This window comes from Kitasatospora sp. NPDC059146 (assembly GCF_042786665.1).
Lineage (GTDB): Bacteria > Actinomycetota > Actinomycetes > Streptomycetales > Streptomycetaceae > Kitasatospora.
Genome location: NZ_JBHZCY010000111.1, coordinates 19875 through 31273 on the forward strand (window position 1 = coordinate 19875; position 11399 = coordinate 31273).

General features: G+C 72.8%; 11 protein-coding genes. 7 read left to right on the plus strand and 4 right to left on the minus strand.

What is annotated here, in order from left to right; genetic code table 11:
• Positions 1-90: 90 nt before the first annotated feature.
• The 4 genes from allB to ACFXPX_RS33530 all read right to left on the minus strand — a co-directional run bounded on the left by allB (position 91) and on the right by ACFXPX_RS33530 (position 5039).
• Positions 91-1449 (minus strand): allantoinase AllB, encoded by a 1359-nt coding sequence (gene allB, locus ACFXPX_RS33515; protein WP_380529154.1) that lies wholly within the window; start codon positions 1447-1449, stop codon positions 91-93.
• 113 nt (positions 1450-1562) lie between these two features.
• Positions 1563-2705, minus strand: coding sequence for a glycerate kinase (locus ACFXPX_RS33520; RefSeq protein WP_375891453.1), 1143 nt, complete (start codon positions 2703-2705; stop codon positions 1563-1565).
• Between the two features lie 456 nt (positions 2706-3161).
• Positions 3162-4055 (minus strand): 2-hydroxy-3-oxopropionate reductase, encoded by an 894-nt coding sequence (locus ACFXPX_RS33525; RefSeq protein WP_380404843.1) that lies wholly within the window; start codon positions 4053-4055, stop codon positions 3162-3164.
• 141 nt (positions 4056-4196) lie between these two features.
• Positions 4197-5039: a TIM barrel protein gene (locus tag ACFXPX_RS33530; RefSeq protein ID WP_375891451.1), complete on the minus strand. Its 843-nt coding sequence runs from the start codon at positions 5037-5039 to the stop codon at positions 4197-4199.
• A 218-nt stretch (positions 5040-5257) separates the two neighbouring features.
• On the opposite strand from ACFXPX_RS33530, the gene ACFXPX_RS33535 reads away from it, so the two are divergent.
• The 7 genes from ACFXPX_RS33535 (at position 5258) to ACFXPX_RS33565 (ending at position 11317) form a co-directional block, all read left to right on the plus strand.
• Positions 5258-5503: a thiamine-binding protein gene (locus tag ACFXPX_RS33535; protein WP_375891475.1), complete on the plus strand. Its 246-nt coding sequence runs from the start codon at positions 5258-5260 to the stop codon at positions 5501-5503.
• Positions 5500-5880, plus strand: a complete 381-nt coding sequence (locus ACFXPX_RS33540; RefSeq protein WP_375891450.1) for a helix-turn-helix domain-containing protein — start codon at positions 5500-5502, stop codon at positions 5878-5880. Before ACFXPX_RS33535 ends, ACFXPX_RS33540 begins: the two co-directional genes overlap by 4 nt.
• 270 nt (positions 5881-6150) lie before the next feature.
• Positions 6151-6654, plus strand: a complete 504-nt coding sequence (gene uraD / locus ACFXPX_RS33545) for a 2-oxo-4-hydroxy-4-carboxy-5-ureidoimidazoline decarboxylase (RefSeq protein WP_375891449.1) — start codon at positions 6151-6153, stop codon at positions 6652-6654.
• 118 nt (positions 6655-6772) lie between these two features.
• Entirely contained in the window at positions 6773-7108 is a 336-nt protein-coding gene (gene uraH / locus ACFXPX_RS33550; protein ID WP_375891448.1) for a hydroxyisourate hydrolase, read from the plus strand.
• 30 nt (positions 7109-7138) lie between these two features.
• A complete protein-coding gene (gene pucL / locus ACFXPX_RS33555; protein WP_375891447.1) occupies positions 7139-8059 on the plus strand; it encodes a factor-independent urate hydroxylase in 921 nt (306 codons plus the stop codon).
• A gap of 312 nt (positions 8060-8371) precedes the next feature.
• The gene (locus ACFXPX_RS33560; protein ID WP_380593699.1) at positions 8372-9862 is read left to right on the plus strand and encodes a nucleobase:cation symporter-2 family protein; all 1491 of its coding nucleotides are present in this window, start codon (positions 8372-8374) and stop codon (positions 9860-9862) included.
• A gap of 69 nt (positions 9863-9931) precedes the next feature.
• On the plus strand, positions 9932-11317 hold the full coding sequence (locus ACFXPX_RS33565; RefSeq protein ID WP_375891445.1) for an 8-oxoguanine deaminase: 1386 nt from the start codon (positions 9932-9934) through the stop codon (positions 11315-11317).
• The last annotated feature ends 82 nt before the right edge of the window (positions 11318-11399 follow it).

Genomic DNA, 11399 nt, shown 5'->3' on the forward strand with positions numbered 1-11399 from the left:
TTGGCAGGCCCGGAGCGAGGGACCGAAGCGAGGGCCCGATCCGCCGGGGGCCGATCCGCCGGGGGCTGGTCCGCCGGGCCGTCCGCCGGGCTAGTCCGCGGGGCGCAGCAGCTGGCGGCCGAAGGGCTCGGCCCCGGTGTCCACCGCCCGGCCGCGCAGCCAGGTGGTGCGCACGGCGCCGCTCAGGGTCCGTCCGGCGTACGGGGTGACCGGGTTGCGGTGGTGCAGCTCGCCCGCGTGGACGGCGAACTCCCCGTCGGGGTCGAAGGCGACCAGGTCGGCGTCGCAGCCCGCCGCGATGGCGCCCTTGGTGCCGGTGAGGCCGACCAGTTCGGCCGGTCCGGCGGACATCCAGCGCACCACGTCGGCGAGCGTGTGGCCGCGTCGGCGGGCCTCGGTCCAGATGGCGGGCAGGCCCAGCTGGAGCGAGGCGATGCCGCCCCAGGCCGCCGCGAAGTCGCCGCTGCCGCCGAACTCGGGCAGCAGCTTGAGGTCGGGGGTGGACGGCGAGTGGTCCGAGACGACGGCGGTGAACTCGCCGTCGGCCAGGGCCTGCCAGAGGGCGTCCCGGTTGGCCTCGTCGCGGATCGGCGGGCAGCACTTGAAGGCGGTGTCGCCGTCGGGCACCTGCTCGGCGGCGAGCGTCAGGTAGTGCGGGCAGGTCTCGGCGGTGACCCGTACGCCCGCCTCGCGGGCCCGGCGCAGCAGGGGCAGCACGGCCGCCGAGGAGACGTGCAGGATGTGCACCCGGGCGCCGGTGCGCCGGGCCGTGTCGAGCAGGTGGGCGACCGCGGCGGTCTCCGCTCCGGCCGGGCGGGAGGCGAGGAAGTCCCGGTAGTGGACGCCGGGTTGCTGCGGCGCGGCGGCCAGCACGGCCGGGTCCTCGGCGTGGATGATCGCCAGTGCCCCGATCCGGGCCTGCTCGGCCAGCGCGGCCTCCAGGTCGGCGGCCTCGACGTGCGGGAACTCGTCGACGCCGGACGGGGCGAGGAAGCTCTTGAAGCCGAACACGCCCGCCCGGTGCAGGGGTTCGAGGTCCGGGACGTTGCCGGGCACGGCCCCGCCCCAGAAGCCGAGGTCGACCCAGGCCTGGCCCTCGGCGGTCTTCCGCTTGACGTCCAGCCCCGCCACCGTGGTGGTGGGCGGTACGGAGTTGAGCGGCATGTCGATGATCGTGGTGACGCCGCCGGCCGCGGCGGCCCGGGTGGCGGTGGCGAAGCCCTCCCACTCGGTCCGGCCGGGCTCGTTGACGTGTACGTGGGTGTCGACCAGGCCGGGCAGCAGCGCGGTGTCGCCGAGGTCGACGAGGTCGCTGTCGCCGACCACGAGCGATCCGTGGGCGGCGACCTGCTCGATCCTGCCGTCCCGGATCAGCACGTCCGCGGGGCGCTCGCCCTCGGGCAGCACCGCCCGGCGGGAGCGGATCACCGCTGGCTGGCTGATCGGCATGGGGACCTCCGGAACCTGGGAGTTGGGGGTGGCGGAACACGGGTGGGGTCGAAGGATTGCCGGGAGCCTAGGCCCGCCTTCAACAAAACGTCAATGGAGGAACGTACGAGGGCTCAGCCCGGCAGCAGCTCCACGGCCAGCCGCTCCCCCGCCACCTCGGCCAGCTCGCCGGCCCTGGTCATGCTGTCCCCCGGCTGCTCGGCCAGGTCGGTGAGGGCGACCGCGGCGGTGAAGCCGGCCGCCCGCCACTCGGGCTCGGACAGCTCCAGCCGACCCGCCACGGCGGCCACCCGAACCCCCGCCCGGGCAGCCGCCGCGGCGACTCCGGCGGGGGCCTTGCCATGGAGCGTCTGAGCGTCCAGGCAGCCCTCACCGGTGACGACGAGGCGTGCCCCACGCACGGCCTCGTCGAAACCCAGCAGTTCGAGCAGCAGCTCGATACCGGGTCGCATGGTGGCGCCGAGCAGGGCGAGGGCGGCGAAGCCCACCCCGCCCGCGGCCCCGGCGCCGGGGGCCTCCCGCACGTCCCGACCGGTCACCGCGGCCACCCGGTCGGCGAAGCGGGTCAGCCCCTGCTCCAGGACCACCAGGTCGTCGCCGTCGGCGCCCTTCTGCGGGCCGTAGACGGCGGTGGCGCCGCGCGGGCCCAGCAGCGGGTTGTCCACGTCGCAGGCGACCACGACGTCCACCCCGGTCAGCAGCTCGGCCAGCGGGCCGAGGTCGATCCGCTCCAGGCGGCGCAACGAGGCTCCGCCGGGCGGCAGTTCGACGTCGTCGGCGTCCCGCAGCCGGACCCCGAGCGCCTGCACCATGCCGGCCCCGCCGTCCGTGCAGGCGCTGCCGCCGAGGCCGAGCACGATCCGCTTGGCACCCATCGACACCGCGCGGGCGATCAGCTGGCCGACGCCGTAGGAGCCGGCCGCGAGCGGGGCGGTCCGGCCGCCGGGCAGCCGGGCGAGCCCGGAGGCCTGGGCCAGTTCGACCACGGCGGTGTCGCCGCGGACGGCCAGGGCGGCGTCCACCGGCAGGCCGGTCGGACCGGCCACCTTGGCCGGGACGCGGTCGAACCCGGCCGCGAGCGCCGCGGCCAGGGTGCCCTCACCGCCGTCGGCGACGGGCAGTTCGCGCACGTCGGCGCCGGGCGCGGCACGCCGGATGCCGGCGGCGATCCGGGCGGCGACCTCGGCACCCTCCAGGGTGCCCTTGAACTTGTCCGGCGCTACGACCACGTGGCCCTTGAGGGGGGTGGGGGGCATCGGTGGTCCTCACTTCCGTGCGGGTCGGGCGGTGTTCCACGAACATGGGTCCGGACAAGCATGGGTCCGGTGGCACCGGGGTTGCGACCCCCCTGGCCGGGCGGTGCGGCCCGGCCCGGGGCCGAGCTCCCGCGGGAGCGCCGGTCCCGGAGGATCGTCGCTTCCGTGGGAGCGCCGGTCCCGTAGGGGGTGCGACCCCCTCCCCGCCGTTCCCCTCGACCCGCTTCCGACGTTCGAGGGGCTCCCCTCGGCGAGGAGGGGGCCAGGCGACGCACCGCTGGCACGACCGAAGTGCCCCCGGGGGAGGGTGTGTGCGTCACCGGCTTGGATCGACCGGCGGGCGGGCGGATGAGCCCCTGCCCGCACGCCGGTCGGGTCTGGCCTCCTGGTGGCGCGGGCACGACCGGATCAGGTACACGCCACCAGGAGGAGTCTGTGGGGCCTCGGCCCCTCGGGTCAGGCGACCTCGCGGCCCGAGAGCCGCTCGACGCCGCGCAGCAGCGCCGAGTGGTCGAGCGAACCGTCGCCGTTGGCCCGGGCGGAGGCGACCAGCTGGGCGACCACGGCGCCGACCGGCAGCGCGGCGCCCACGGCGCGGGCGGCGTCGGTGACGATGCCCATGTCCTTGTGGTGCAGGTCGATCCGGAAGCCGGGGGCGAACTCGCGGTTGAGCATGTTCGCCTTCTTGCGGTTGAGCACCGTGGAGCCGGCCAGGCCGCCGCCGAGCACGTCCAGCGCGGCCGCGAGGTCGACGCCGGCGTTCTCCAGGAACACCACGGCCTCGGCGAGCACCTGGATGTTGACCGCGACGATCAGCTGGTTGGCGGCCTTGACGGTCTGGCCGGCGCCGTCGGGGCCGACGTGGACGACCGTGGTGCCGAGCGCGTCGAACAGCGGCTTCGCCTCGGCGAAGTCCGCCGCCTCGCCGCCGACCATGATCGACAGCACCGCCTCGACCGCACCGGCCTCGCCGCCGGAGACCGGGGCGTCCAGGGTGCGCACGCCCTTCTCCCGGGCGGCCTTGCCGACCTTGATGGAGGTCTGCGGGGTGATCGAGGACATGTCGATCACCAGGGTGCCGGCCTGGACGTTCTCGAGGACGCCGCCCTCACCGAGGATGACCGCCTCGACGTGCGGGTCGGCCGGGACCATGGTGATGACGACCTCGGCGTCCTTCACCGCGTCGGCGATGCTGGCGGCGCCGTGGCCGCCGGCCGCGATCACGGTGTCGATCGAGGCCTGGGAGAGGTCGAAGCCGGTCACGTGGTGGCCGGCCTTGACCAGGTTGACGGCCATGGGCTTGCCCATGATGCCGAGGCCGACGAAGGCAATCTTGCGGGAGGCGCTCATCGCGTCGGGTTCCTTACGTGTACGGGTGGGGAGGGGTGACGGGCCGGACGGGCGCCGCGGTACGCCGCGTACCCGGGCCGGACGGGCGCCGGGGGCGCCGGGTCGGCCGGCGGAGTGGGCGCCGGCGGAGTGGGCGCCGGGTCAGCGGGCGGCGCGCAGCTCGCGCGGCAGCCAGTCGAAGCTGTCGGCGCTGACGCCGGTGGAGGGGCGGTACTCCAGGCCGATCGAGCCGCTGTAGCCGGCCGCGCTGAGCCGGGCGAACAGGTCCTCGAAGTCCAGCCCGCCGGTGCCGGGCTCGTTGCGGCCCGGGTTGTCGGCGATCTGCACGTGGCCGATCCGGTCGGCGTAGGTGTCGATGACGGCCGCCAGGTCCTCGCCGTTCTTGGCCAGGTGGTACAGGTCGCAGAGGAACCTGGCGTTCCCCAGGCCGGTGGCGGCGTTGACCTTGTCGACCACCTCGACCGCGGCGGCCGCGGAGACCAGCGGGTAGTCCGGGGACTCGGCCGCGTTGAGGGCCTCGATCAGCAGGACGGCACCGATCTCGTGGGCCGCCCGGGCCGCGAGCACCAGGTTCTCCAGTGCGACCGCGTCCTGCTCGGCCGGCTCGACGCCCTCGACCCGGTTGCCGTACAGCGCGTTGAGCGCGGTGGCACCGAGCGAGGCGGCCAGTTCCGCGGCGACCGGGACGTTGGCCCGGAAGCGCTCCCGCTCGGACGGGACCGAGACGGTTCCCCGGGCGCCCTGGCTGAGGTCGTCCAGGAAGTTGAGGCCGGTGAGCCGGACGCCCGCGTCACTGAACGCCTTGCGCAGCGCGTCGAGTTCGGCCCGACCCGGGCTGTGTTCGGTGCCGAAGGGCCACCAGAGTTCGGCGGCCGTGAAGCCGGCCGCGGCGGCGGCCGCGGGGCGCTCCAGCAGCGGGAGTTCGCCGAACAGGATCGACAGGTTGACCGTGAAGCCGTGCTTGGCAGCCGCCGTCACGTCCATCACCTCTCACTCTCTCTTCCTTCATCCGCAACTTCCACGATCCGGAAGAGGGATTCTGTGTGGTGGAAGCATCTCCGGCCCGCCGAGCGGGTGTCAAGGCTGCCGCAACATTTTGTTGAAGTGGCTCCGAGGGGTCCGCCCACCGGCCCCGCGACTGTTCGATCGCCCAGGCCCTGCCCCCGCCCACCCCCGCTCGCTAGAGTGAGCGGGTGCGATTGATGGTGGAGTTCACGACAGAACCGTTCGAACTGGACACGTTCCCCGAGCACGCCGCGACGGCCCGCAAGGTCGTCGACGAGGCCGGCCTGGACGTGGCGGTCGGCCCCTTCGGGACCGGCGCCGAGGGCGAGGCCGACCAGGTCCTCGCCGCGGTGACCCGGCTGCTCCGGGAGACCCTGGACGCCGGGGCGACCCGCATCTCCGTCCAGGTGAGCGTGCTGGGAGAGGAGGGCGGTACGCCGTGACCGAGCACGTGGAGCACCCGCTCGCCGCGGCGGTCAAGCCACTGCTGGACGCGGTCGGCGCGACGCCCGTCCCACTGGACGAGGCGAAGGCCGAGGACGTCGTCCTGGAGTGGGAGGGCACCCCGGCCCTGGCCGTCCGGCTGCCGCACCTGAGCAGTGCGCTGGACCGGCTGCTGGCCGAGATGGCCCGCCAGTTCGACGGCCGCCCGCTGGCCGAGCTGGACCGCTGGGAGAAGCAGCGGGTCGTCGCCCTGCTGGAGGAGCGCGGCGCCTTCACCGTCCGCCACGGGGTCGAGACGGTCGCCTCGGCCCTGGGCGTCAGCCGCTTCACCGTGTACAACTACCTGAACCGCCAGGACGGTACGAAGCCGTCCTGAGCGCGGCTCGCGGGCTCCCCGCGAAGAGCTCACGAGGAACCCACGAGGGGTTCGCGAGGAACCCGCGAGGGGTTCGCGGACGGGTGACCCCGCCGCTGTGGACAGTCTCGACCGGCCCACGGCGGGGCACACTTGGCGAATCGCACACGAAAGGGCCCCGCAGCGCGGCCCGGTTCAAAACGTAACCACCAAGGGTTCAACAAACTGTTGACGGCAGGGTGGGGCCGATCTAGCTTTTCCGGGTGGCACCACTCTTCAGGAGGTCCACTCGTGACCAACCACCCCCACGCCCTCGACTCCCTGGCCGCGGCCGATGCCGCGAAGCTGGAGGAGATCCTGCTGGAGGTATGCTCCAGCCCCCGCTGGGCCGCCGCCGTCGCACAGACCCGACCCTGGCCCAGCCGTGAGGCCCTGCTCGCCGCCAACGCGGCGGCCATGGCCGCGCTGACCGTCGCGGACCTGCGCGACGCGATGGCCGGACACGCCCGGATCGGCCGGCCCAAGGAGGGCGACGCCACCTCCGAGCGCGAACAGGCCGGCATCCAGGGCGTGGACCGGGCGGTCCTCGACGAACTGCACGAGGCCAACACCGCCTACGAGGCGAAGTTCGGCCACGTGTTCCTGATCTGCGCGACCGGCCGCACCGCGGTCACCATGCTCACGGCCCTGCGCGAGCGCCACCCCAACGACCCCGCCACCGAGGCGGAGATCGTCCGGGGCGAGCTGCGCAAGATCAACGACATCCGGCTGAGCCGCCTCCTCGACGGTTCCTGACGCATCGTCAAGAATGCTCGGCAGGAAGGGCGTCCCATCCCGGACGCCCCACCCCGGACGTGCGCTCCGCGCGATCTGACGCACCATCACCTCTGCCATCAGTAAGGTCACCTCACCCATGACTGGCATCTCCACCCACGTGCTCGACACCAGCCTCGGCCGCCCGGCCGAGGGCGTCCCGGTCGAGCTCGCACTGCACACCGAGGGTGGCTGGCAGGTGCTCGGCACCTCCGCCACGGACTCCGACGGCCGGGTCAAGGACCTCCCGGCCGTGGAGGCGGGCTCGGTCGTCCGGCTGCTCTTCGACACCGGCGCGTACTACGCGCGGGGGTCCGCGGAGCCGCCGTTCTTCCCCGAGGTCTCGATCGTCTTCACGGTCGCGCCCGAGCAGCACCACTACCACGTGCCGCTGCTGCTGAACCCGTTCGGATACTCGGTCTACCGCGGAAGCTAGTGGACCGACCTGGAAGCTTAGGAGCCTGTCATGGCCCACGTGCTCGGTCAGAACCAGTACGGCAAGGCGGAGAACCGCATCGTCCGGGTCTACCGCGACTCCACCCGGCACGAGATCAAGGACCTGAACGTCTCGGTCTCCCTCCAGGGCGAGTTCGAGGACGTCCACCTCACCGGGTCGAACGCCAACTGCCTTCCCACCGACACCACCAAGAACACCGTGTACGCCTTCGCCAAGGAGTACGGCATCGACTCGGCCGAGGCCTTCGGCATCCTGCTGGCCCGGCACTTCGTCGACGACACCGAGCGCGGCGTCGTGCACAGCGCCCGGATCCGGATCGAGGAGTACGCCTGGGACCGGATCAGGACGCCGGACAGCTCGGCCCGGTTCATCGGCTCGGAGGAGGTCGGCCACTCCTTCGTCCGCACCGGCCAGGAGACCCGCACCACCGAGATCGTCTACGACGGCGAGACGGTGCAGGTCATCTCCGGCCTCAAGGACCTCATCGTCATGAACTCCACCAACTCGGAGTTCTGGGGCTACATCAAGGACAAGTACACCACCCTCCAGGAGGCGTACGACCGCATCCTCGCCACCCAGGTCACCGCCCGCTGGAAGTACGGCTACAGCGGTCGCGACGGCGAGGCCCAGCCCAACTGGAACCGCTCCTACACCCACGTGAAGCGGCACATGCTGGAGGCGTTCGCCGAGACCTACTCCTACTCGCTGCAGCAGACCCTGCACGCGATGGGCACCCGGGTCCTCAACAACCGCGCCGAGGTGGACGAGGTACGCCTCGAACTGCCCAACAAGCACCACTTCCTCGTCGACCTGGAGCCGTTCGGCCTCAAGAACGAGAACGAGGTCTACTACGCCGCGGACCGCATGTACGGCCTGATCGAGGGCACCGTGCACCGCGAGGGCGTCGTCCCGGTCATCCCGGTCGCCTGACCTCCCCCACCCCGCTCACCCCACCCCATGGACTCCGCCCGGAATCGCCGCACCCTCCGGCCCGCTCGGGCCGGTCGAGTTCGGGCGGACCGCACCACCATCGCCACCCGCACCACCATCGCCACTCGTACCACCGCACCACGCTCCACCTGTTTCTCCACCCCCACCAACCGGAGTTCGTGCTCGCCTCGCGGCGGCCGGCCCGGGGCACTGGAGAAGCGTCCCGAGGGATCCTTGCTCCGCCGTCCCGCCCTCGGGGGATCTCCAGCGCCACGGGCGCGCCGGGAGCCACGGGCACAAGAGGGGCTCGACATGGCACCCAGCAACACCAGCAGTAACGACGGCGGTTCCACCCCTGCAAGAACCCCAGGCCCGGACGGTACGTCGACCCGCCTGCCCGGCGGGCCGTCCGGGTCCGGGACCCACCCCGTGGACGAGGTGCTGCCCCCGGTGAAGCTGTTCTCCACCGGGCTCCAGCACGTCGCCGCGATGTACGCGGGAGTCGTCGCACCCCCGCTCATCGTCGGCGCCGGCGTCGGACTCTCCGCCACCGACCTCGCCCTGCTCATATCGGCCAGCCTGTTCACCGCCGGACTGGCCACCCTGCTCCAGACCCTCGGCATCTGGAAGATCGGCGCACGACTGCCGTTCGTGAACGGCGTGTCCTTCGCGGGCGTCGCGCCCATGATCGCCATCGCCAAGGGCTCCATCGAAAAAACAGGCGGACCGAAGGACGCCCTCCCGGTGATCTTCGGCGCGGTGATCGTCGCGGGGGCCCTGTGCTTCCTCGCGGCGCCGTACTTCTGCAAGCTCATCCGGTTCTTCCCCCCGGTCGTCCAGGGCACCGTGATCACCCTCATCGGGGTGTCCCTGCTCCCGGTGGCGGTGAACTGGGCGCGCGGCGGCTCGCCGGGCGCCCCCGGGTACGGCTCCGTACGGGCCGTCGGCCTCGCCGCGATCACCCTCGCCGCGGTGGTGCTCTGCAACCGGCTGCTGCGCGGCTTCTGGCAGCAGCTGTCCCTGCTCATCGGCTTGGCGTTCGGCACCCTGGTCGCCTTCCCGCTGGGGCTGGCCGACTTCGGCGCGGTCCAGGACGCGAAGGTCTTCGCGCTCCCGTCCCCGTTCCACTTCGGCGCGCCCGCCTTCGACGCGGCCGCGATCGTCTCGATGTGCATCGTCATGGTGGTCTCGATGACCGAGTCCACCGCCGACATGCTCGCCCTCGGCAAGATCGTCGAGCGCGAGGCCGACGAACCCACGCTCGCCGCCGGCCTCCGGGCCGACGGACTGGCCACCGCGCTCAGCCCCGTCTTCAACGGCTTCGCCGCCAGCGCCTTCGCCCAGAACATCGGGCTGGTGGCGCTGACCAAGATCCGCAGCCGCTTCGTGGTCGCGGCCGGCGGAGGCATCCTGATCCTGCTGGGACTCTTCCCGGTCCTCGGCTCGGTCGTCTCGCTGGTGCCGCAGCCCGTCCTCGGCGGTGCCGGGATCGTCCTCTTCGGCACGGTCGCGGCGAGCGGGATCCGCACCCTCGCGGAAGCCGGCATGGAGTCCAGCGCCAACACCATCCTGGTGTCGGTCTCGCTCGGGGTCGGCATCATCCCGATCGCCGTACCCACCTTCTACGACGCCTTCCCGGAGGCGGTCCGGACCCTGATGCACTCGGGGATCTCGGCCGGCTGCGTGATGGCCGTCCTGCTCAACCTGCTGTTCCACCACGTCGGAACCGCCCGCCGGTCCGCATCGCAGTCCAGGTCCGGCGAGGCCCCCGGCGCGACGGTGCCGACGGCGACACCGTCCTGACCGGTCCGGGCAGGGGCGCACACCACTCGGTGCGCGCCCCTCCTGGCCCTCCCCCATAGGAGTGACACCATGGCAGTCCAGCCCCCGCCCGCCGACCAGCGGATCGTGATCGAGAACGTCGCGATCGCCACGGTCGACGCCGTCGACACCGAGTACGCCCGCGGCCACGTGGTCATCCTCGGCAACCGGATCGAATCCGTCGGCAACGGCCCCGCCCCGGCGTGGCTGGACAACGTGGTGCGCCGGATCAACGGCGAGGGCCACCTGCTCACCCCCGGCCTGGTCAACACCCACCACCACTTCTACCAGTGGATCACCCGCGGCCTCGCCCAGGACAACATCCTCTTCGACTGGCTGGTCGCCCTCTACCCGACCTGGGCCCGGATCGACGACAAGCTCGTGCACGCCGCCAGCCAGGGCTCGGCCGCCGCCCTGCTCAAGTCCGGCTGCACCACCGCCTCGGACCACCACTACGTCTTCCCCAAGGACGGCGGCGACATCCTCGGCGCCTCGATCGAGGCCGTCCAGGAGCTCGGCCTGCGCTTCACCGCGCTGCGCGGCTCGATGGACCGCAGCAAGAAGGACGGCGGACTGCCGCCGGACCACGCCGTCGAGGAGCTGGACGACATCCTGGCCGCCTCCGAGGCCGCCGTCGACCGCTACCACGACTCCTCCTTCGGCTCGATGCTGCACGTCGCGCTGGCGCCCTGTTCGCCCTTCTCGGTCTCCACCGACCTGCTCCGCCAGTCCGCCGAACTCGCCCGCCGCAAGGGCGTCCGGCTGCACACCCACGGCTCCGAGACGGCCGAGGAGGAGCAGTTCTGCAAGGAGCTGTTCGGCATGGGGCCGACCGACTACTTCGAGTCCGTCGGCTGGCTCGGCGAGGACGTCTGGATGGCGCACTGCGTCCACATGAACGACTCCGACATCGCCAAGTTCGCCGAGACCGGCACCGGCGTGGCGCACTGCCCCTCCTCCAACGCCCGCCTGGCCGCCGGGATCGCCCGGGTGCCCGACATGCTCAAGGCCGGCGTACCGGTCGGGCTCGGCGTCGACGGCACCGCCTCCAACGAGTCCGGCGAGCTGGGCACCGAGCTGCGCAACGCGCTGCTGATCAACCGGCTGCACGGCTCCCCGACCGCGCTGACCGGGCGCCAGGCGCTGCGGCTGGGCACCATGGGCGGCGCCCGGGTGCTCGGGCGGCAGGCCGAGATCGGCTCCATCGAGGCCGGCAAGCTGGCCGACCTGGCGCTGTGGAAGATCGACGGGGTCATGCACTCCTCGATCGCCGACCCGGTCGCGGCCCTCACCTTCGGCGCCCTGCCGCCGCTGGCGACCCTGTTCGTCAACGGCAACGCCGTCGTCGAGAAGGGCGAGCTGACCACCGTCAACGAGGACCGGATCGCGCGTGCCTGCGCCCGCGCGGCCAAGGAGCTCGCCTCCCGGCCCGTCTGACGGCCCGCCGGGCGGGCCGGAGCTGCCCTCCGGCCCGCCCCGCCCACTCGGTCCCGCGCGCGCCCACGGACGGTGCGTGACC

Excerpts from the sequence above, each read along its gene's own strand:
- allB (WP_380529154.1), bottom strand. The coding sequence starts at position 1,449 with ATGCCGATCAGCCAGCCAGCGGTGATCCGCTCCCGCCGGGCGGTGCTG.
- ACFXPX_RS33520 (WP_375891453.1), bottom strand. The coding sequence starts at position 2,705 with ATGCCCCCCACCCCCCTCAAGGGCCACGTGGTCGTAGCGCCGGACAAG.
- ACFXPX_RS33525 (WP_380404843.1), bottom strand. The coding sequence starts at position 4,055 with ATGAGCGCCTCCCGCAAGATTGCCTTCGTCGGCCTCGGCATCATGGGC.
- ACFXPX_RS33530 (WP_375891451.1), bottom strand. The coding sequence starts at position 5,039 with ATGGACGTGACGGCGGCTGCCAAGCACGGCTTCACGGTCAACCTGTCG.
- ACFXPX_RS33535 (WP_375891475.1), top strand. The coding sequence starts at position 5,258 with ATGGTGGAGTTCACGACAGAACCGTTCGAACTGGACACGTTCCCCGAG.
- uraH (WP_375891448.1), top strand. The coding sequence starts at position 6,773 with ATGACTGGCATCTCCACCCACGTGCTCGACACCAGCCTCGGCCGCCCG.
- pucL (WP_375891447.1), top strand. The coding sequence starts at position 7,139 with ATGGCCCACGTGCTCGGTCAGAACCAGTACGGCAAGGCGGAGAACCGC.
- ACFXPX_RS33560 (WP_380593699.1), top strand. The coding sequence starts at position 8,372 with ATGGCACCCAGCAACACCAGCAGTAACGACGGCGGTTCCACCCCTGCA.
- ACFXPX_RS33565 (WP_375891445.1), top strand. The coding sequence starts at position 9,932 with ATGGCAGTCCAGCCCCCGCCCGCCGACCAGCGGATCGTGATCGAGAAC.